Origin of the sequence: Symbiobacterium terraclitae (assembly GCF_017874315.1) — a bacterium.
Classification (GTDB): domain Bacteria; phylum Bacillota; class Sulfobacillia; order Symbiobacteriales; family Symbiobacteriaceae; genus Symbiobacterium; species Symbiobacterium terraclitae.
Window position 1 is genome coordinate 1 of sequence record NZ_JAGGLG010000013.1, and the last position, 19,987, is coordinate 19,987.

Consider the following 19,987-nt stretch of genomic DNA (forward strand, 5'->3'; position numbering starts at 1 on the left):
CTCGCAAGATGGTCGATTGACTACCTGAAAAACCCAATTCGAACGAAAAGGAACGGGGCCGTCCCAGCAGAGCAACCTGCTTTTGGGACGGCCCCCGGCGACGCCGTTGAAGCGGGTTTTGGCGGGTGGGCGTTCCCCACCCGCTAGGACCTGGCGGACAGGAGAGTCACGATGAGGATCAAGAGAAGCGTGAGGCAGAACAAGTACTCTCAACTCGCCCATGCGAACACCTCCTCTCCTCTCAACGCGGCGTCGCCATATCTGCACAAGGAGAGACCCGTGCAGTGGTTCACGGGTCTCTCCCGTTCCTGAGGCTACTCGCGGTCCACTTGCTCGATCCGCTCACTGGACTGCCGCGTGCGGCGCAAGGCGCTGCGCCGCGCCCAGTGAACCGCCGTTCCCACCGCGCCTGCGGTGATGCAGAAGCCCACGATGAGCACGGCCATGCCCACCTGACCCTCGGGCCCATCGGGTTCTTCGGGTTCAGCGGACGCCCCCTCGTCATCGCCGCTGGAGGTGTCCGGCGGCGTCTCCGCCTGAGCCCCGGGCTCCTCGCTCTGCGCTACGCGCGCCAGGGCGGAGTCCAACAGCCCGTCCAGCTGCGCCGGACTCAGGGCGGCCCCGGCATTGGCGGCCACCCACTCACGGGCCGCCTCCGTCGAGTCGAACGACCGGGGCATCGCGGCCGCCAGGAACGCGGCGATCGCCTCCTGGGTCCGGGCCTGCCACGGATGGCCCTCAAGCGCGGTCTCCATCCAGGGGCGCCAGGTGAGCAGGTGCTCCGGCAGCGCCGGGTCGCCGCCGAACCGGACCGCAGTGCGCAGCATCTGCGCCAGCCGCTCCTCGCTGCGCAGGACCATGACCGGGCGCGGCTCGGCGTACTCCCAGCCCACAGCCGAGTCCTGCAGGAGCTCCAGGTACAGGTCGCGGACCGCAACATCATCCGGATGGTCAGCCAGATACGACTCGACCGCAGCCGTCAGGTCGGGCAGCAGGGCCTCGGCAGCCACGTTCGCCGCCAAGTCCCCGCGCAGGGGGGTATCGGTTCCGACCAGGGCCCAGGTGCCGCTCAGGGCTCGCAGCAGTCTCTCCCGGTCAGCGAGCCCCGCGTCCAACATGGCCCGGATCTCGCGGTCGGTGTCCGGCCAGTACGGGTTCTCCATCACCAGGTGCAGGTCGAAGTCCGGCTCCACGTCCTCCCAGACCCAACGCAGGGCTCCGTCCTCGAGGGTCCAGCCCGGCGTGGTGCCGTGCAGTCTGCCGTCGGCGCGGACGTCCTCTGCGCGGATCGGCTTATCCAACGTCACCACGGCCTCCGCCCGGCCGATGGTACCTGCCCAGTAGGCGCCGGTGCGCAGAACGTAGGACACCCAGAAGGGGGCGTCGTGTGTCCTGCCGTAGGGAAAGACCGGCATCCAGTAGCTGACCACCATCTCCAGCGGCTGGCCGGCCCGGAAGCTGACCGGGTAGACCGCCCAGTCCGCCGGGTCCGCGTCCGGGTTCCGCTTGCCGTACTCAGACTTCCGGATCTCCACGGGCACCTCCTGGCCGTCCACCTCCACCCGCAGGTCCTGGATGTGCCCGCCGAAGATGGACTGCTCAGGGTCGATGACGAACAGGGGGAAGCCCACCAACATCTCCTCGTCGACCTCGGGCTCGAAGCGGAACCAGATGCGGAACTCGCCCACCGCGTTCCAGGTGTAGTAGGGCACCTCGCTCAGGTGGCGGCTCAGGTGGATCTCGATGCGCTCCTCCGCCATCCGGACAGTGGTGGAGTCGATGGGCGTCACGCCCGGTCCCGCCGTCGCCATCGGCGCACTGTCAGCCAGTGCGCGGGGCGCCAGGGCGAGCAGGAGGAGCAGCACGATCGCCAGGCGGCGCAAGTCAAACATCTCCTTCTACACGTGATACCGATGCCGCTAGATGGACGCTCCCGATCCTACATGCGTTCCACAGGATACAGCCAGCCTGCCGGGCGGGGACCGCGCTACGTATCCGTCGGCTCCCTTCGCCGGTCGAACTGGCGCGCACGCCGCCGGGAACTGCGCCATGCCCAGAGCGTCGCCGTGCCGGTCGCACCGAGCGTCAGGCAGAGCCCGACGATCATCATCGCCACGCCACCCGTCGGCTCAGCCGCTCCGCCGGTCGTGGGTTCCTTCGCCTCACCTGCGGCTGCCACGATGGCCGTGGCGCCGCCCTCCGCCTCCTTTGCCGGCGCGGGGAGGCGCACCCGCTCCATGGCCAGCGTCCGCAACGCCGCGGCCTGGTCGGTCGGGAGCGCGTTGCCGGCGTTCGTCGTCACCCACTTCTCGGCGTCGGCGGCCGTGGCGAAAGACGGGGGCATCACGGCGGCGAGGAAGGTGGCGATTGCCTCCTGCGTCTCGGCCTGCCACGGGTAGTCCGTGAGCCCGGGCTGGGTCCAGGGGCGCCAGGCGTGCAGGTATCCCGGCAGTTCGCCCCCGGAGGCAAAGCGAGCCAGCTCGGCCAGGGCGTACGCCAGCCGCTCTTCGCTCAGCAGCGTCAACACCCAGTCCAGGGCCTGTGCGTCGTACCGCCACACCACAGCCGAGTCCTGCAATAGCGCGAGATAATTCTCACGCACCGTGATGTCCTCCGGCTGATCCGCCATGTACGACGTGGCCGCGGCAAGAACATCTGGCAGCAGTGCCTCAGCGGCCTCCTGCGATGTCAGGCCATCCCGCAGGGGGACCGGATCGCCAGACAGGCTGCCCTCGAAGAGTACCCTGGTGGCATGCATCGCCTGCAGGACCCCGTCCCGGTCGGCAACCCCTGCGTCCAGCATGGCGCGTGTGTCGCGATACGTGTCCAGCCAGTACGGGTTCTCCATCAGCAGGTGCAGGTCGAAGTCGGGCTCCACGTCCTCCCAGACCCAGCGCAGGGCCCCTTCCTCCAGCGTCCAGCCGGGGGTCGTGCTGCGCCAGTCCCCGTCGCGGGTGAGGAGGTCCTCTGCGCGGATTGGCGTATCCATGGTCACCACGGCCTCGGCCCGTCCGATCGTACCGGCCCAGTATGCGCCGGTGCGCAGCACGTACGATACCCAGAACGCCGCGGCGAGTCCCTTTCCATAGGGGACCACCGGCATCCGGTAGCTGACCACCATCTCCAGCGGCTGGCCGGCCCGGAAGCTGACGGGAAAGACCGCCCAGTCCGCAGGGTCGGCGTCCAGGTTCTCCTTGCCGTAGGCCGACTCCCGGATCTCCACGGGGACGTCCCGGCCGTCGACCTCGACCCGCAGATCCTCAACCCGGGCGCCATAGACGGAGCGGTCCGGAGCGAAGAAGCTCAGGGGGAAGCCCACCGTCATCTCCTCGTCCACCTCTGGCTCGAACCGGAACCAGATGCGGAACTCGCCCACCGCCGTCCATCCGTAGCGGGACGGGTCGCTGAGGTCGCGGCTTAGGTGGATCTCGATGCGCTCCTCGGCCAGCCGGACAGTGGTCGAGCCCATGGGCTCCACGCCCGGCCCCACGGATGCCAGCGGCGCACTGTTGCCCAGCGCCCGGGGCGCCAGGGCGAGCAGCAGGAGCAGCACGATCGCCAGGCGGCGCACGTCCAACATCCCCTTTTTCACATCGTACCGCCGTTGCCTGGTTGACGATACCGATCTGCGTGGACTTGTCGAGGGGAGCGGTCAGCCCCGTGCACGGCAGGTGCCCCGCCGCCGCACGCCGGCCACTGCCGCGACCGCACACACCAGTAGTACGAATTCTCCCGCAGAGCCGATCAGGCCTGCTCGGCCGTCCCGGCCGGCGTCCGCGCTGTCCATTCCGGGGCCCACGGCGTCCTCAGCCGCTCCCGGGTCCGGCGTCGCGGTGTCGACGGCCGCCGCATGTGCCGGTGACGCCTGAGATCCCGGCGGTGCGGGCCTTGCCTGTGCGGCTGGCGCGGCCGGCGCTGCCTCCGTCGGGAGGACGCGTCCCACCGCAAGGGCGACCAGCCGGTCGACCTGCCCGGGTGCCAGGGCGCCTCCGATGTTGGCCGCCACCCACTCCCGGGCCTCAGACTCGGAACCGAACGACTCGGGCATCACCGCCGCCAGGAAGGAGGTAATCGCCTCCTGCGCCCCGGGGCTCCACCGGTAGCCCTCCAGCGCGTAATGGAGCCACGGGCGCCAGGTACTCAGGTACGACCCTCCGGGGTGTTCCGCCAGATACGACTCGACCGCACCGAGCATGGCGGGCACCAGCGCCGCGGCGGCCTCTACCGGGGCGACGCCGCCGTGCAGGGGCGGGCTGCCCACCTCCCCCGCCTCCAGCAGCATGGCGATATCCCACGTGGCGGCCATGAGCTCGTCGCGGTCGTAGGTACCCGCGTCCAGCGTGGCCCGGACCTCAAGGGCCGTATCGCGCCAGTACGGGTTCTCGATCACGGCGTGCAGGTCGAAACTGGGCTCCACGTCCTCCCAGACCCAGCGCAGGGCCCCGTCTTCCAGCGTCCAGCCGGGGGTCGTGACGCGCCCGCGGTGCTCCTGCACCCGGACGTCCCCCTCCTGGATGGGCCTGTCCATGGTCAGCACCGCCTCCGCCCGGCCGATCGTTCCGGCCCAGTAAGCACCGGTGCGCAGGACGTAGGAGACCCAGAACGGACTGCCGATCTCCCTCCCCTTGCCCCACGGAGAGACCGGCATGGTGTAGCTGACCACCATCTCCAGCGGCTCACCGGCCCGGAAGGTCACCGGGAAGACCGCCCATTGCGGCTGATCGGTGTACGGGTAGTACGCTTCCGGTGGGGACTGCCTGACCTCGGTGGCCACCTCCCGACCGTCGACCGCCACCCGCAGGTTCTGGATGTGCTCCCCGTAGATGTGCTGGTCAGGATCGTAGATGAGGAGCGGGAAGCCGACCGTCATCGCCTCGTCGGCCTCGGGCTCGAACCGGAACCAGATGCGGTACTCGCCCACTGCCTCGCGCCTGAAGTAGGGATACCGGCTCAGGTCGCGGCGCAGGTGGATCTCTATGCGCTCCTCCGCCAGGCGGACAGTCGTCGAGTCCAGGGGCTCCACGTGCGGCCCCACCGCCGCCATGGGCACGGTGTCTCCCAGGCAGGGCGAGGCAGAGGTGAGAAGGACGAGGAGGACGAGCAGGATGCGCCGCAGCGCCAACACCCCCTTCTGCCCGAGATGATACGGTGGCGAAGCGGATGGCTCACCCAGTCCCGGGTGTGGTGATGACCTCCGCACCAAGAGTAACGGGCGAATACTCACAAACGTTACGGAGATCGCTTCTGCCCTGAACAAGGGTCACCAGACGGGTAGTCCCCGGCACGTCACATCCCTGGCGCGGATTATCCTGGCACATGATAGGAAGGCCCGGTGCGCACACACCGGGCCCGGCGATGCTAGCGCAGCCAGAAGAACCAGGCGCCGCCACCCATGATCACGTACAGACCAGCGGGAAGGTCCGCTGGTCTGCACGTGTTCGACTACGGCTCCGCCCCGTACACCACGTGTCCCTCGATGTACGTGGCCACCACGCGGGCCCGCGCCCGGAACGGGTGGTCGCTCCACAGCACGAAGTCGGCGTCCTTCCCCGGCTCCAGCGAGCCCACCCGGTGGGTCACGCCCAGCATCTCGGCGGGGTTCAGGGTCATCGCCCGCAGGGCGCCGGCCTCGCTCATCCCCTCCCGGACCGCCAGGGCGCCCTGGATGCGGTGGTGGGCGATGGGCACGAAGGGGTGGTCCGTCATCAGCGAGACGTGGACGCCGGCCTTCTCCAGGATGCCCGGGTTGCGGAAGGTCATGTTGGCCGTCTCCACCTTGGACCGCCCGCCCAGCATCGGCCCGAGCGTCACGGGGTAGCCCGCCTCCGCCAGGAAGTCGGCCACCATCCAGCCCTCGGTGCAGTGCTCGATGGACAGGTCGATGTCGAACTCCCGGGCGATGCGGACGGCCGTCACGATGTCGTCCGCCCGGTGGGCGTGGAGCCTGAGCGGCACCGCGCGCTCGAGCACGCGGCGGGCCAGCTCCAGTCCCAGGTCCCTTCCTTTTTCCGGGTCGTACTCACGGGCCCGGGCCAGATACTGGCGGATGACCGCCGCCACACCCATGCGGCTGGCCGGCATCCGCTTGTGGTTCTGCCCGTGCAGCCGCTTCGGGTTCTCGCCCAGGGCTCCCTTCAGGCCGGACGGCTGCCGGAGCACCATCTCGTCCGCCGTGCGGCCCCGCGTCTTGATGACCACCATCTCCCCGCCGATGGGATTGCCAGACCCGGGCAGCGTCTGCACGGTCGTCACCCCGGCGGAGCGGGCGTCCGCGAAGGAGACGTGGAACGGGTTGATGGCGTCCAGCGCGCGGACCTGCGCCGTGGTGTTGGCGGTCCACTCGTTGCCGTCGTAGGCGGGCGGGCCGTCGCCCTCGCCCCAGAGGCCCACGTGGGTGTGCGGGTCGACGAAGCCCGGCAGCAGGTGCAGCCCCCGGGCGTCGATGACCCGGGCGTCGGACGGGACCTCCACCCGCCCCACGGCCAGGATCTTCCCGTCCCCGACCAGGAGGGCGGCCCCCTCCATCGGCGGGCTGCTGATGGGGTAGACCGTCGCGCCGGTGATCGCGAGCTTGGCCATCAGCACTCCACCTCCCCGTACGGGCCGTCAGCGCTGCCGTCCCGGTAGACGATCCGGCCCTCCACCATCGTCCAGGCGACCCTGGTCGTCAGCTCCAGCGGGTCGCCGTCCCAGAGCACGAGGTCGGCATCCAGCCCAGGGGCGATGGCCCCGACCCGGTCGGCCACGCCCAGGATCTGCGCCGGCGTCAGCGTCACCGCCCGCAGCGCCTCCTCGGGGGTCAATCCCTCCCGCACCGCCAGGGCAGCGGCGATGTTCAGATAGGGCTCCGGCAGCTCCGGGTGGCCGGTGACGATGGCCGTCGGAACTCCCTGCCGGTGCAGCGCCAGCGGCAGGTGGAAGCCGACTTCCCGGGTCTCCTGGCGCCCGCGGGCCGCCAGCGACGGCCCCGCCGCCACGGTCGCGCCGGCCTCGGCGATGAGGTCCGCCACCAGAAAAGCCTCGGTCGCCCCCAGCAGAGTGATGCGGATGCCGAACTCCCGGCCGATCCGCAGCGCCGTGGCGATGTCGTCGGCGCGGTGGGCCTGCACCAGCAGCGGCAGCTCGCCCCGCAGCACCGGGAGCAGCGCCTCGCAGCGCAGGTCACGCTCCTTTTCCGGCCGGTACTCCTGGGCCTTGACCAGGGCCTCCCGCAGCACGGCGGCGACGCCCATGCGCGTCGCGGGCATCCGCTTCTCGCTGCCGTGGGTGGCCTTGGGCCGCTCGCCCAGGCTTGCGGCGATGCCGGTCGGACGGCGGAGCACCAGGTCGTCGGCCGCCACGGCCCGCCGCAGCTTGACAGCCAGCGCCTCCCCCGCCAGCACATTGCCGCCCCGGGGCACCACGTGCACGGTGGTCACCCCGCCGGACCGGGCCTCCGCAATCCCCCGGTCAAAGGGGTAGATCCCGTCCAGCGCGCGCACGTGGGCGGTGTTGGGGTCTGTGGTCTCCTCGGCGTCGTTGCCTGCCCAGCCGAGCCCCTCGTTGATCAGACCCAGGTGGCTGAACGCGTCCACCAGGCCGGGGGTGAGGGTCCGCCCCCCGGCGTCGATGACCTCCACTCCGTCGGGAACGGCGACCCGGGCCCCGACTGCGGCGATCCTGCCCTGGTCGTCCACCAGGACGGTGCCGGACTCGATCACCCCGTCAGCGACGGTCAGGATCCGGGCGTTGCTGATTGCGCGCACCACGCTCCTCCTCTCGTGCAGCACGTGGTGTATTGATTCTTCGTGGGGTTAACCGTCCCTTCCGCCGTCCCCGAGGTCAAGGGTCGCGCCGGGCGGACCGTCAAGCTGTGCGCCGGCGAGGAGAAGTGCCTCCCGCCGGCGCGAAGCATGGCTCAAGGACCGTGCCAGGCGCCTATCCAGGCGGCACGTTCAACTCCGAGCGTATCAGGGCACGCTGGTGCTCCAGCAGGTCGATCGCCCGCCCGCTGATCTCGTCCAGCTCTTCGTACAGCCTCCTCGCCTCCGGCGAACCGGCTGCGGCATGCTGCATGATCTGCTCCACCACCTGCCGCCGCTCGTGCCCCAGCCGGCGAAGCTCCTCGCCAACCCGTTCCAGATGTTGATGCTCCACAGTCGCACTCCTCGCTTCCGTGCTGTCGTTCCGGTCGGGCGCCCGCAGACACCGACTCCGGTGCTAGTGTGAGCCGACGCTCCCGGCGCGATAGCTGGAAAAGGCCAAGGCGGCAGCGCCGCCTACCCTGCGCTCCGAACCTCAACCCGCTCGTGCCCCCGCGCCATCAGGACGGTCCCCACGACCGCCGTCAGCACCAGCACCACGCCGCTGGCCTGGAAGACGGCCGGGGTGCCGAAGGGCTCCATGACCCAGCCGCTCACCAGGAAGGAGACAGGCTGCAGGCCAACGATCCCCAGGTGCTGCAGACTGAGGACACGCCCGAGCAGATGCGGCGGTGCGTAAACCTGTATGGCCGTTGCCGCCACCACGTTAAGAATGCCCAGCCATAGCCCCGCGCCGGCCAGAACGGCCATCACCGCCACCGCGTGCGGAATCCAGCCGATGGCCGTCCACAGCGCGCCCGCGACCAACCCCAGGGCCATGATCCGGGCGACCTGGCGGCCGTTCCGGCCGAAGGCGCCGCCGAGCACCGCCCCCACGATCTGGCCCAGGCCCGAACTGGCCATCAGAAGGCCCAACCCGCTGGGGTCCATTCCCCGGTCTGCTGCCAGGGCGGGCAGACCCACCTGCAGCGGACCCGGCACGGCAAGGTTCAGCACAGCCGCCAGGGCAATGCAGCCCTGGAGAACGCGGTTGGTCCAGACAACCGCCAGCCCTTCCGCAAAAGCACGGAAGGCGCCTGATGGCTCGGTGCGCTCGGCAGCCTCCCTGCGGCGCGGGAGCAGATGCGCGGCGGCGGCACACAGGGCACATGCTCCGGCCACGACCACGACGGTGGTGGACGTTCCGGCCGCCGTTATCAGTCCTCCGGCCAGCGCCGGCCCGAGGAAGAACGAGAGCATCAGGACGACATGGTTTGCGGCGTTGGCCTGCTGCAGGAACCCGGCCTCGACCAGGTCAGGCAGGATCGACGTGGATGCCGGGATGTACAGCGCAGTCACAAGTCCCATTCCCAGGGCCACAAGCGCGAGGTGGCCCAGCGTGAGCCCTCCTGCCCGCAGCAACAGGGCCACCGGCACCAGGAGCAGGGCAAAGGCGTAACCCGTGCCGATGACGAGGTTCCGGGGGTGGAGGCGGTCCGCCAGGACCCCACCCACAGGCAGCAGCACGGCGCGGGGAATCGTGGTCATCATGAGGAGGGTGCCCAGCGCCAGCGTGGACCCCGTGAGGTCCAGCACGAGCCAGGACTGCAGCACAGTGTAGATCTGGACGCTCACCATCGCGACCATCTTCGCAGCCAGGAGAATCAACAGGTGCTTTGAACGTGTCCACCGGGTCAGGGCGCCCATCGCATCACTCACCTCTCACACGATCTGAACACCGGCAGCGATAGAACGCCTTCATCTACAATCGCAGCTACAAAGTATCTTATCTATTTGCACGTTTTGTTGGATGCCAGTGGCAGGTGGGCTGCCCAGCGCTTACCGCTGCCATTCTGCACGCGTCACTGAATGTGTGACGTGCGGCGGCTCCCATCCCCCGTCAACCGCAGCGCACCAGACGGCATAACAGGAAGGCCTTCTCCGTCGACAGAAATAGCGGCGGTGTCAGGAATGGGCCTGCCTGCCGGAGATGACGAGACTGGAGGAGGAAGCCCGCTGTGTTCCGGGTGGAAGGCGAACTCGTGGGCAACTGCCCCGGCGCGGCCGTGTTCCAGGTCGGGGCGTTTCCGGGCCCCCGCATCGCAGGGCAGCCCGCTGCAATGGTGACACTGGGCTGCACCGGGCACTTCAGCTTTGACGTTCCCGACGGGTCCTGGTACGTCCACGCCGTGGGCGGCATCGCCGACGACAGGGGGATCCTGAACGGGCTGGGCTGGGGCAGCCACGGGGGCATCTACGGCTTCGGCCGCCCCGTCACGCCGGGAGAGCCGGTGCGTATCCACGTCAGCCCCCTCTGGCGCGACCTGACCCACCTCCCGCTCATCCGCGGGGCGATGCTCTCCGACGACCAGTGGCAGGCCATCCACCGCGCGATGGCCCGCCTGCACGAGGATCTGGGCAGCAACATCGAGGGCGACCTGGACCGGGCCGCCTCCCTGGCCCGGACGCGGCTGAGCGCGCTGTTCCGGCGGGGCGTGGGCGTCACCATGGAGGAGTACCGCACGCGCGCCCGGCTCGAGGCCGCCAAGGCCCTGCTGGTCCTCTCGGACGCTGCCGTCCACGACATCGCACTGGAGGTCGGCTACAGCACCCCGGCACAGCTCCGCCGCATGTTCCTGCGCTACCTGGGCGTCACGCCGGGTGAGTTCCGGCGCCAGGCGCAGGCCGTGTCGGAGGCCTGGCAAGGGGCAGACGGACAGTCAGGAGCCGAATCGGACGAGTCGCCGGCCGCGCGGCAGGCTGTACGCCGCTACAGCCTGACGAGCGCCCTCTCCCGCTGGCTCACGCCGCCCCGGGCGGGCACCGTGCGGGGCGAGGTGCTCTACCGGGGCGAACACTCCGGCCGGGCGCTCTACATCGGCCTCTTTCCCAACCCGGTTCCCGACGCCTACCCCGCGGCATGGACGGCCCTGCCGGCCCCAGGGCCCTTCACCCTGCGCCGCGTGCCCGAAGGGCGCTACTACGTGCTGGCCGCCTACCTCGCCGCCCGCATGCTCTACCCGGGTGACCTCTCTTCGGGATTCGCCTACGGCGGCTACGGCGACGTCGACACGACAGGCGACCTCGCGAACTGGCACCCGATGCCGGTGACGGTACGGGCCGGCGACGAGGTCGCGGGGCTGCGGATCGAGCTGGTGGACGGCGAGGCCATCCGCCGGTTCGGCGGGAACTGGCTGCGCAGCTTCCTGCCGGATGGAAGATAATGGCAGTACATGGCGAACCTCCTCGCTGGACGAGTCTTTTTAAGATATGGAGTAACCGGATTCGTCTAGGGAGGGACGCACTTGGAGGCAGTAGAGACGCAGGTGTTGGTTGCAGCCCAGCAGGACGTGGTCTGGTGGGCCTGGACCCGCGCGGAGCGCATCACGCAGTGGTTTGCGCCGGCGGCCCGCATCGAGCCGCACCCCGGAGGGGCATTCGAACTGTTCTTCAACCCGGCGGACCGCACCCGCGACTGCACGGCGGGCTGCACCTTCACCGCGGTGGAGCCCATGACCCGCCTGGGATTCACCTGGAAGGGGCCCGACCAGTTCGCCGCGGTGATGAACGACCCCGACCGCCTCACGACCGTCTCGGTGACCTTCGAGCCCGCCGAGGGCGGCACCCGAGTGACGGTGACACATACCGGCTGGGGCGAGGGCGAGGCCTGGGCCGAGGCCCGGAACTGGCACGTCATGGCCTGGCGGCACGTCCTGGACAGCCTGAAGGGCGCGCTGGAGTCCGGCAAGGGCGACCTCTGCTGCGCCCCGCCTGAGCACGCCGACGACTAGGGAGTGTACCAAATGCGCCGGCGGGGGATCCCCCCGCCGGCGCAACCTGTTCCTATGGCATGCTACTCGACGACCAGCGGGAAGCGGGCGGTGAGCTCCTGCACCTCCGCCTTCACCCGCTCCAGGACGGCCTCGTCGCTGCGGTGCGTGATCGCCCGGTCGATCAGGTCGGCGATCTGCACCATCTCGGCCTCCTTGAGCCCCCGGGTCGTCATGGCCGGGGTGCCGATGCGGATGCCGCTGGTGACCATCGGCTTCTCCGGGTCGTTGGGGATGGCGTTCTTGTTCACCGTGATCGACACCCGGTCGAGCAGCTTCTCGGCGTCGCGGCCCGTGATCCCCTTGGGCCGCAGGTCCACCAGCATCAGGTGGTTGTCCGTGCCGCCGGTGACCAGCCGGTAGCCCCGCTCGACGAGGGCGGCCGCCAGGGCCTTGGCGTTCTTGACCACCTGGCCGCAGTACTCCTTGTAGGCCGGGTCGGAGAGCTGCTTGAACGCCACGGCCTTCGCGGCGACGATGTGCATCAGCGGGCCGCCCTGGATGCCCGGGAAGACCGCCTTGTCGATGTCCTTGGCGAACTCCTGCTTGCACAGGATGGCGCCGCCCCGCGGGCCCCGCAGGGTCTTGTGGGTGGTGGTGGTGACGATGTGGGCGTGCTCCACCGGGTTCGGGTAGTAGCCCGTGGCCGCCAGGCCGGCGAAGTGCGCCATGTCCACCATCAGCAGGGCGCCGACCTCATCGGCGATCTCCCGGAACCGCTTGAAGTCCAGCACCCGCGGATAGGCCGAGTAGCCCGCCACGATGATCTTCGGCCGGTGCTGCCGGGCCAGCTCCGCCACCGCGTCCATGTTGACCCGCTCCGTCTCGGGGTCCAGGCCGTAGGGGACGAAGTTGTAGGTCCTGCCGCTGAAGTTCACCGGCGAACCGTGGGTCAGGTGGCCGCCCTGGGCGAGGTTCATGCCCAGCACCGTGTCGCCGGGCTGCAGGAAGGCGAAGTAGACCGCCGTGTTGGCGTTGGCCCCCGAGTGGGGCTGCACGTTGGCGTGCTCGGCGCCGAAGGCCGCCTTCAGCCGCTCCCGGGCGATGTTCTCCACGACGTCCACGTACTCGCAGCCGCCGTAGTACCGCTTGCCGGGGTAGCCCTCCGCGTACTTGTTGGTCAGCACGCTGCCCGCAGCTTCAAGCACCGCCGTTGGTACGAAGTTCTCGGATGCGATCAGCTCGATGTTCCGCTGCTGCCGCTGGACCTCCTGCTGGATCACCGCATACACTTCCGGGTCGTACCGCTTCAGCGCGTCCATAACCGTGAGCCGCCCCCTGCACCTATTTTTTTATGTTCCAATTGTCACTTCCGTATTTCGTCGCGACAAGCGTTTCTGCCTCTTTTTCTTCTGCCAATGTGAGGGATCCGCTGGTCAACCTCAGGCCGAGGGCACGGGCGAAGCCGGCCGTGAAGGCGTCCCGGGCCTCCGCGTAGCCGACCTCCCGCCCCAGGGCCTCGCGGAGCGTGGTCGCCTTGCTCCGGAACCGGGCCATCAGCCGCTCGGCCGGCGCGCCCTCGGGCAGGCGCATCAGGCGGAAGAGCAGCGGTACGTCCACGTCCAGCAGGATCGACCCGTGCTGCAGGATCACGCCGTCCCGGCGGGTCTGGGCCGACCCGGCCAGCTTCCGGCCGCCGACCTGCAGCTCGTAGGCCGAGGCCGTGTCGAAGCAGGCGGTGTGGAAGCCGCCGGGGTCCGCCCGGCGCGGGTCGCGCTCGCCGCCGGAGAGCTCAGCCGCCACGCCCAGCTCGGCCAGGCCGGCCAGCAGCCCCCGGGAGATCTCGCGGTAGGTCTCGATCACCCCGCCGGGGAGCAGCTCCTCCCGCACCACCACGGAATAGGTCAGCTCCATGTGGTGGAAGATCAGCCGGCCGCCGGTGGGACGCCGCACGTAGCCGTAGCCGCTGGCCCGCACCGCGTCCAGGTCGACCTCCTTCAGCATCGACTGGAAGTAGCCGATGGAGACCGCCGGCGGCGCCCAGCCGTAGAAGCGCAGGGTCGGCGGTACCTCGCCCCGGGCGTGGGCCCGGGCGATGGCCTCGTCGATCGCCATGTTCTCCGGCCCCGGCCGGTGGCCGGTGTCCAGCAGCCGCCAGTTCTTCTCCGCCAACGCCATAGACCACGTCTCCGTTTCAGGGGGATCCCCTTCCGTCATGCTACGCAGCGGGGGACCGCCGGGATGCGCCCGCAGGGGCAACCGGCCGTTCCGCATGGAAACGGGGTGGGGCGTGCACGACAGCACCCCCACCCCGAGTCCTGACCAGCCATGCCTGGTCCCCTCCCGGGCCGGGAGGGTTACCGGATCAGCACTGCTCCCGCTTGTAGCGCAGGTTCGGCCGCCGGGCAGCCAGCGCCTCGTCCAGCCGCCCCACCGGGGTCTTGTGGGGCGCCGCCTTCACGTGCTCCGGGTTGGACCGGGCCTCGTCGTGGATGCGGATCATCGCGTCGATGAACCGGTCGAGGGTCGCCTTGTCCTCGGTCTCGGTCGGCTCGATCATCAGCGCCTCCTCCACGATCAGCGGGAAGTAGATCGTGGGCGGGTGCACGCCCTCGTCCAGCAGCCGCTTGGCCACGTCCAACGTCTTCACGCCGGTCTCCTGCTTGAGGGTCCGGGCCGCGAGGACGCACTCGTGCATGCAGTAGCGGTCCACGAACACGTCGTAGTACTTCTTCAGGTGCGCCATCACGTAGTTGGCGTTGAGGACCGCGTACTCCGAGACTTCCTTCAGCGCCGGGCCGTGGGCCAGCACGTAGGCGTAGGCCCTGACCACCACGCCGAAGTTGCCCCAGAAGGCGTGCAGCTTGCCGATGGACTGCGGGCGGTCCCAGTCCAGGACGTACCGGTCGCCCTGCTGCTCCACCACCGGCACCGGCAGGAAGGGCACCAGGTGGGACTTGACGCCCACCGGGCCGCTGCCGGGGCCGCCGCCGCCGTGCGGGGTCGAGAAGGTCTTGTGCAGGTTGATGTGGACGACGTCGAAGCCCATGTCGCCCGGCCGGGCATAGCCCATGATGGCGTTCAGGTTCGCGCCGTCGTAGTAGCAGAGCCCGCCCGCCTCGTGGACGATCTCGGTGATCTCCTTCACGTGCGGGTCGAAGAGCCCCAGGGTGGACGGGTTGGTCATCATCAGGGCGGCGGTCTTCGGGCCGACCGTCTGCCGCAGGGACTCGAGGTCGATGGAGCCGTCGGGCATCGACTTCACCGGGACCACCCGGTAGCCCGCCATGGCGGCGGTGGCCGGGTTGGTGCCGTGGGCCGAGTCTGGCACGATGACCTCGTTCCGCTCGCCCTCGCCCCGCGCCTCATGGTAGGCCCGGATCAGCAGGATGCCGGTCAGCTCGCCCTGGGCGCCGGCGGCGGGCTGGAAGGTCATCCGGTCCATGCCGGTGACCTCGCAGAGCCACCGCTCCAGGGTGTGCAGCAACTTCAGGTTGCCCTGCACCGTCTCGGCCGGCTGCATGGGGTGGGTGAGGGCGAAGCCCGGGATGCGGGCTGCCTCCTCGTTTACCTTCGGGTTGTACTTCATCGTGCAGGAGCCCAGGGGGTAGAAGTCCACGTCCACCCCGTGGTTGAGCCGGCTCAGCTGGGTGAAGTGGCGGACGACCTCGACCTCCGAGAGCTCGGGCAGGGCCGGGGGCACCTGGCGGAGCAGGTCCGCCGGAATCGCCTCGGAGATCTCCACGGCCGGCACGTCCGGCGCGGGGAACGTCACCGCCCGCTTGCCCGGGGTCGACTGTTCGAAGAGCAGCGGTACCAGGGCCATCCTACTTCACCTCCCCGAGCGCAGCCACGAGGCGGTCGATCTCCGCCCGGGTCCGCTTTTCGGTGACCGCCAGTGTGACGGCGCCGGCCGCCCCGTCCAGGAGCTCCGGATAGGCCGCACCGGCGTCGATGCCGCCCAGGATCTTGTGGCCCAGCAGGTGCCGGCTGACCGCCTGCGCCGGTGCGGGGGCGAGCACGGTGAACTCCTTGAAGAACGGTGCGCTGCCCGCCAGCCGCCAGCCGGGCAGGGCCGCGATCTGCTGCGCCGCGTAGTGCGCCTTCTGCAGCGAGAGGTTGGCCACCTCGCGCAGCCCCTCCTTGCCGACGAGGGCCAGGTAGACCGTGGCCGCCAGGGCGATGAGCGCCTGGTTGGTGCAGATGTTGGAGGTGGCCTTCTCGCGGCGGATGTGCTGCTCGCGCGCCTGCATGGTCAGCACGAAGCCGCGCTGGCCGCGGTTGTCCACCGTGGCGCCGGCGATGCGGCCGGGCATCTTGCGGGCGAAGCGCTCCCGGGTGGCCAGGATGCCCAGGTAGGGCCCGCCGTAGGAGAGGGGAACGCCGAGCCCCTGGCCCTCCGCGACGACGATGTCCGCGCCGTAGTGGCCCGGCGCCTCGAGCAGGCCCAGGGAGACCGGGTCGACGGCCACCACGAAGAGGCCGCTCATCCGGTGCACGATCGCCTCGATCTGCCGCACCTGCTCCAGGTAGCCCAGGTAGTTGGGGGTCTGCAGCAGCAGTCCGCCGACCTCGTCGGTCATCAGCGCCTCAAGGCGGTTCAGGTCCAGCGTCACGCCGTCCAGCGGCACCTCGATCAGCTCGACGCCGACGCCGTGCATGTAGGTCTCCACCACCCGCCGGTAGTGCGGGTGGACCGACCGGGCGACCAGGAGCTTCGACCGGCCGGTCTGGTTGACCACCATGCCGGCGGCCTCCGCCAGGGCCGAGGCGCCGTCGTACATGGAGGCATTGGAGAGGTCCATGCCGGTCAGCTCGCACATCAGGGACTGGTACTCGTAGATCGCCTGCAGCACGCCCTGGGAGATCTCAGGCTGGTACGGGGTGTAGGCCGTGAGGAACTCGCCGCGGCGGAGCACCGCGTCGACTGCGGCGGGCACGTAGTGGTCGTACGCGCCGCCGCCCAGGAAGCAGGCGTACTCCGCCGTGTCGGCGTTCTGCGCGGCCAGCTCCCGCAGGTGGGCCAGGATCTCCATCTCGGTCAGGGCCGGGGGCAGGTCCAGTGGCCGGTTCAGGCGTACCTCTGCCGGGATGTTGGCAGCGAAGAGCTCCTCGGTGGAACTGACGCCGATATCCCGCAGCATGGCCGCCTTGTCGGCCTGCGTAATCGGGATGTAGCGCATCTAGCCCTCCTTGGTGAACGCCTCGTAGCCCGCCGCGTCCAGCAGGCTGTCCAGCTCGGCCGGATTGGCGATCTCGATCTTCAGAATCCAGCCCTCGCCGTAGGGATCCTGGTTGATCAGCTCCGGCGAGCCCTCCAGCTTGGTGTTGACCTCGACCACCTTGCCGCTGACCGGGATGTACAGGTCGGAGACGGTCTTCACGCTCTCCACCACGCCGAACTGCTCGTTCTGCTTCAGCTCGCGGCCCACCTCGGGCAGCTCGACGAAGACCACGTCGCCCAGCTGGTCCTGGGCGAACCAGGTGATGCCCACCACGCCGACGTTGCCCTCAACCCGGATCCACTCGTGCTCCTTCGTGTACTTCAGATCCGCCGGAACGTTCGCCATCGTGCGCGTCCTCCTCGTGCCACGTTTTTCGACATGCCGCCTAGCGCTTGTGCGGCGAGCGGTAGAACGGGGTCTCGACGACCCGCGCCTTCAGCGCCCGGCCGCGGATGATGACCTCCACCTCGGTGCCCACTTCGCTGTGCTCCACGGGCACGTAGGCGAGGCCGATGTTCTTCTCCAGGGTGGGCGAGAAGCTGCCCGTGGTCACCTCGCCGACCGTCTGGCCGCCCACGGCCACCGGATAGCCCTGCCGGGGGATGCCGCGGTCGATCATCTCAATACCCACCAGCTTGCGGGTAAGCCCCCGCTCCTTGATCTGCGCCAGGGCCTCCCGCCCGATGAAGTCCACGCCCTTCTTCAGTTTCACGGCGAAGCCCAGGCCCGCCTCCAGCGGGTTGTGCTGGTCGCTGATCTCGTGGCCGTAGAGCGGAAGCTTGGCCTCAAACCGGAGCGTGTCCCGGGCGCCCAGGCCGCAGGGCAGGAGCCCCTCGTCCTCGCCCGCCTCCAGGAGCGCCTCCCAGAGGGCAGCAGCATCCCCGGCCTTCACGTAGATCTCGAAGCCGTCCTCGCCGGTGTAGCCCGTGCGGGAGAGCACCAGGGTCGGCACGCCGGCCACCGTCACGCCCATCTTGTGGGTGAACGGGGCCATCTCAGAGAGCACCGCACCCGGCGCCAACGGCTGGAGGATCTCCTCCGCCTTCGGCCCCTGCAGGGCGAGCAGGGCGATCTCGTCCGACCGGTTGACCAGCTCCAGGTTCCTGAGCCCAGCCCGCTCCCGGGCGACGTTGATCCACTCCCAGTCCTTCTGGGTGTTGCCGGCGTTGACCACCAGCCAGTACCGGTGCTCGCCGAGCCGGTAGACCAGGATATCGTCGACTACGGTGCCGTTCTCGTAGCACATCAGCGAGTACTGGACCTCGCCGACGGCAAGCTTCGCCGCGTTGTTGGTGCTGACCAGCTGGATCAGGTCAAGCGCCTGCGGACCCGAAATCTCGAACTCGCCCATGTGGGAGACGTCGAAGAGGCCGGCCGCCTGCCGGACGGCCCGGTGCTCCTCGATCACGCCGGCGTACTGCACCGGCATCTCCCAGCCGCCGAAGGGCACCATGCGCGCGCCGAGCTTCTGGTGCAACTCGTAGAGGGGCGTCCGCTTCAGTGATTCGTTCACCACCACACCTCGCTTTCACCTTGCTTAGTCTTACCAGCCAATGGGCGGCACTACTCCGCTTCCGGGGCGGCAAAAGGGGGACAGACCCGACACCCGGGCCCGTGCCCGCTGTGCGCCCTGTCCCCCGGAGGTTCAGAGTCCGTCCGGACCCGGTCGCCGCTGCCTGAGAGATTCTGCCCGCCCCCAGCCAGACCGGGCATTGCTCCTTCGGCGCCCTCCTCAGGGGAGGGTCTCTTCCGAGTCCATCATCCGTCTTTATGGGGATTGTCGGCAACAGTATTCCCTACGAAGACCCAAAAATCCTCCTCGGTGGACACCGCCAACCGGTCACCCGGACGGGTCTCCCCGGACGCCCCGGCGGGCAGCTCCAGCACCGCCCGCGCACCGGGAACCGCCGGGCTGATTCGCCACGGCGGGAACGACGCGAGGACGCGCAGGACCCGCCCTTCCCGGTCCAGGAAGAGCAGGTCGATCGGAAATCGCATGAAGTGGGTGTGCACCTGGCGGCAGGGCTCCAGCCAGAGCCCCTCGCCGGGGGCGAGGGCGGGGCGGAACATCAGGCCCAGGAGGCGCAAGCGAAAGGTATCAGCCCGGCGAATGCGGTCGCCCAGGACGAGGCCCCGGTTGAGGTTGCGGACAATCATCGTACGGCACACCCCATGGTCTCCCCTCTAGAGCCGCATGAGCCAGGCCTTCGGCTCGTACCGCGTCACGTCGTTCACCACTTCCGCCCGGATGGTGTTCACCACGGCCCAGACCTCCGTGACCCAGAAGGGCGCGTCGCGGATGGCGAAGCGCCGGTCTGCCTCGGAAGGGGCGTGGAGCGACAGGCGCCACTCGCTCTCCACCTGCCGCACCACCGCGGCGACGGTCCTGGTGGATTCGTCCACCCCCACAAGGTAGGTCGCGGCGGCGGAACCCTCCGGCGACCAGTCGACCTCCCCCGACCCGCTACGGCAACCAGCCGGGATGGGGACCACCTGTTCACGCCCGGTCGCCACGTGGCGGATGCGGACTGCCGCCCAGGGAGGCATGTCCGGTCCCCATCACCGGCGCAACAGGGCGAACCCGACCGCCATCGCTCCCGCAAGGCCGAAGGAGCTCAGGATGATGACGAAACGGTGGCGCGAGATCGTGTCATCCCGCACGCGGCACCAGATCCAGGCGAGCCACCCCGCCCCCAGGATGACGGGAATGTCCAGGGGAAACCCCCTGAGCGAGACCAGGTCCGGCCACAGTCCGTGAACCGCGAGGTCGGCCACCAGGAGCCAGGCCATCACCCTGTAGCCGAGGTTGCCTGCCGCGTTGTCGACGGCCACCGTGCGCTCATCAACATCGGGCTTTTTCATCACCTGTCACCTCCTCCAGGTAGAACAGTTCCGTAACCGCCTTCCCCAGGCAACGGGCCAGCACGAAGGCCAGGAGCGTGGAGGGGACGTACTGGCAGTTTTCGATGGCGCTGATGGTCTGCCGCGTGACGCCGGCCATGTCTGCCAGCTCCTGTTGCGACAGATGCTGCTCGATCCGCGCGGCGCGCAGGCGGTTGCGCAGTTCATACTTCGCCACGATCTCATCCTTCGCCACGATCTCATCACCCTTCGTGGCAATTGTACGAGAATCCAGCCGGAATGTAAAGTATACCGGACATAGTTCGGCAGAAAATCCCACTGACCTGGCGAACGAAGGGGTGTCCGGTCC

19 protein-coding genes and 1 riboswitch are annotated in these 19,987 nt (G+C 69.3%); of the genes, 2 read left to right on the plus strand and 17 right to left on the minus strand.

The genetic code is table 11. The features are described from left to right. Positions 1-314: 314 nt before the first annotated feature. The 7 genes from J2Z79_RS08995 to J2Z79_RS09025 form a co-directional block, all read right to left on the minus strand. On the minus strand, positions 315-1,883 hold the full coding sequence (locus tag J2Z79_RS08995) for a hypothetical protein (RefSeq protein WP_209466540.1): 1,569 nt from the start codon (positions 1,881-1,883) through the stop codon (positions 315-317). A 104-nt stretch (positions 1,884-1,987) separates the two neighbouring features. Next, complete coding sequence (locus J2Z79_RS09000; protein WP_209466541.1) at positions 1,988-3,571, minus strand: hypothetical protein; 1,584 nt, start codon at positions 3,569-3,571, stop codon at positions 1,988-1,990. 81 nt (positions 3,572-3,652) lie between these two features. Further along, positions 3,653-5,122, minus strand: a complete 1,470-nt coding sequence (locus J2Z79_RS09005; protein WP_209466542.1) for a hypothetical protein — start codon at positions 5,120-5,122, stop codon at positions 3,653-3,655. Positions 5,123-5,442: 320 nt separating this feature from the next. Next, positions 5,443-6,579: an amidohydrolase gene (locus J2Z79_RS09010; protein ID WP_209466543.1), complete on the minus strand. Its 1,137-nt coding sequence runs from the start codon at positions 6,577-6,579 to the stop codon at positions 5,443-5,445. After that, positions 6,579-7,745 carry an amidohydrolase gene (locus tag J2Z79_RS19165; protein ID WP_209466544.1) on the minus strand — a complete coding sequence of 389 codons (1,167 nt, stop codon included), beginning with the start codon at positions 7,743-7,745 and terminating at the stop codon, positions 6,579-6,581. Before J2Z79_RS19165 ends, J2Z79_RS09010 begins: the two co-directional genes overlap by 1 nt. A gap of 172 nt (positions 7,746-7,917) precedes the next feature. Further along, positions 7,918-8,136, minus strand: coding sequence for a hypothetical protein (locus tag J2Z79_RS09020; protein ID WP_209466545.1), 219 nt, complete (start codon positions 8,134-8,136; stop codon positions 7,918-7,920). Between the two features lie 122 nt (positions 8,137-8,258). After that, the gene (locus J2Z79_RS09025) at positions 8,259-9,488 is read right to left on the minus strand and encodes an MFS transporter (protein ID WP_209466546.1); all 1,230 of its coding nucleotides are present in this window, start codon (positions 9,486-9,488) and stop codon (positions 8,259-8,261) included. A 311-nt stretch (positions 9,489-9,799) separates the two neighbouring features. On the opposite strand from J2Z79_RS09025, the gene J2Z79_RS09030 reads away from it, so the two are divergent. Together J2Z79_RS09030 and J2Z79_RS09035 are read left to right on the plus strand one after the other, a co-directional pair. Then, the gene (locus tag J2Z79_RS09030; protein ID WP_209466547.1) at positions 9,800-11,005 is read left to right on the plus strand and encodes a helix-turn-helix domain-containing protein; all 1,206 of its coding nucleotides are present in this window, start codon (positions 9,800-9,802) and stop codon (positions 11,003-11,005) included. An 81-nt stretch (positions 11,006-11,086) separates the two neighbouring features. After that, positions 11,087-11,572, plus strand: coding sequence for an SRPBCC family protein (locus tag J2Z79_RS09035; RefSeq protein WP_245302506.1), 486 nt, complete (start codon positions 11,087-11,089; stop codon positions 11,570-11,572). 62 nt (positions 11,573-11,634) lie between these two features. On the opposite strand, the gene J2Z79_RS09040 is transcribed toward J2Z79_RS09035, so the two are convergent. From J2Z79_RS09040 to J2Z79_RS09085, 10 genes are all read right to left on the minus strand, one after another. After that, complete coding sequence (locus J2Z79_RS09040) at positions 11,635-12,873, minus strand: serine hydroxymethyltransferase (protein ID WP_209466548.1); 1,239 nt, start codon at positions 12,871-12,873, stop codon at positions 11,635-11,637. Positions 12,874-12,895: 22 nt separating this feature from the next. Beyond that, the gene (locus J2Z79_RS09045; RefSeq protein WP_209466549.1) at positions 12,896-13,729 is read right to left on the minus strand and encodes a lipoate--protein ligase family protein; all 834 of its coding nucleotides are present in this window, start codon (positions 13,727-13,729) and stop codon (positions 12,896-12,898) included. 187 nt (positions 13,730-13,916) lie between these two features. Then, complete coding sequence (gene gcvPB, locus J2Z79_RS09050; RefSeq protein ID WP_209466550.1) at positions 13,917-15,377, minus strand: aminomethyl-transferring glycine dehydrogenase subunit GcvPB; 1,461 nt, start codon at positions 15,375-15,377, stop codon at positions 13,917-13,919. Position 15,378: 1 nt separating this feature from the next. Further along, positions 15,379-16,734 (minus strand): aminomethyl-transferring glycine dehydrogenase subunit GcvPA, encoded by a 1,356-nt coding sequence (gene gcvPA, locus J2Z79_RS09055; RefSeq protein WP_209466551.1) that lies wholly within the window; start codon positions 16,732-16,734, stop codon positions 15,379-15,381. Next, complete coding sequence (gcvH, locus tag J2Z79_RS09060) at positions 16,735-17,121, minus strand: glycine cleavage system protein GcvH (RefSeq protein WP_209466552.1); 387 nt, start codon at positions 17,119-17,121, stop codon at positions 16,735-16,737. 40 nt (positions 17,122-17,161) lie between these two features. Further along, positions 17,162-18,289, minus strand: coding sequence for a glycine cleavage system aminomethyltransferase GcvT (gene gcvT / locus J2Z79_RS09065; RefSeq protein ID WP_209466553.1), 1,128 nt, complete (start codon positions 18,287-18,289; stop codon positions 17,162-17,164). A gap of 140 nt (positions 18,290-18,429) precedes the next feature. Then, positions 18,430-18,538: riboswitch (glycine riboswitch) on the minus strand. Then, a complete protein-coding gene (locus J2Z79_RS09070) occupies positions 18,535-18,933 on the minus strand; it encodes a DUF192 domain-containing protein (protein ID WP_209466554.1) in 399 nt (132 codons plus the stop codon). (Overlaps the previous riboswitch by 4 nt.) 27 nt (positions 18,934-18,960) lie before the next feature. Continuing rightward, a complete protein-coding gene (locus tag J2Z79_RS09075; protein WP_209466555.1) occupies positions 18,961-19,323 on the minus strand; it encodes a hypothetical protein in 363 nt (120 codons plus the stop codon). A 12-nt stretch (positions 19,324-19,335) separates the two neighbouring features. After that, the gene (locus tag J2Z79_RS09080) at positions 19,336-19,638 is read right to left on the minus strand and encodes a hypothetical protein (RefSeq protein ID WP_209466556.1); all 303 of its coding nucleotides are present in this window, start codon (positions 19,636-19,638) and stop codon (positions 19,336-19,338) included. Beyond that, the gene (locus J2Z79_RS09085) at positions 19,619-19,873 is read right to left on the minus strand and encodes a helix-turn-helix transcriptional regulator (RefSeq protein ID WP_342589455.1); all 255 of its coding nucleotides are present in this window, start codon (positions 19,871-19,873) and stop codon (positions 19,619-19,621) included. The genes J2Z79_RS09080 and J2Z79_RS09085 overlap by 20 nt, the downstream gene beginning before the upstream one ends. Positions 19,874-19,987 lie beyond the last annotated feature (114 nt).

Excerpts from the sequence above, each read along its gene's own strand:
- J2Z79_RS09025 (WP_209466546.1), bottom strand. The coding sequence starts at position 9,488 with ATGGGCGCCCTGACCCGGTGGACACGTTCAAAGCACCTGTTGATTCTC.
- J2Z79_RS09040 (WP_209466548.1), bottom strand. The coding sequence starts at position 12,873 with ATGGACGCGCTGAAGCGGTACGACCCGGAAGTGTATGCGGTGATCCAG.
- J2Z79_RS09075 (WP_209466555.1), bottom strand. The coding sequence starts at position 19,323 with ATGCCTCCCTGGGCGGCAGTCCGCATCCGCCACGTGGCGACCGGGCGT.
- J2Z79_RS09080 (WP_209466556.1), bottom strand. The coding sequence starts at position 19,638 with ATGAAAAAGCCCGATGTTGATGAGCGCACGGTGGCCGTCGACAACGCG.
- gcvPA (WP_209466551.1), bottom strand. The coding sequence starts at position 16,734 with ATGCGCTACATCCCGATTACGCAGGCCGACAAGGCGGCCATGCTGCGG.
- gcvPB (WP_209466550.1), bottom strand. The coding sequence starts at position 15,377 with ATGGCCCTGGTACCGCTGCTCTTCGAACAGTCGACCCCGGGCAAGCGG.
- J2Z79_RS09045 (WP_209466549.1), bottom strand. The coding sequence starts at position 13,729 with ATGGCGTTGGCGGAGAAGAACTGGCGGCTGCTGGACACCGGCCACCGG.
- J2Z79_RS09070 (WP_209466554.1), bottom strand. The coding sequence starts at position 18,933 with ATGATTGTCCGCAACCTCAACCGGGGCCTCGTCCTGGGCGACCGCATT.
- J2Z79_RS09010 (WP_209466543.1), bottom strand. The coding sequence starts at position 6,579 with ATGGCCAAGCTCGCGATCACCGGCGCGACGGTCTACCCCATCAGCAGC.
- gcvH (WP_209466552.1), bottom strand. The coding sequence starts at position 17,121 with ATGGCGAACGTTCCGGCGGATCTGAAGTACACGAAGGAGCACGAGTGG.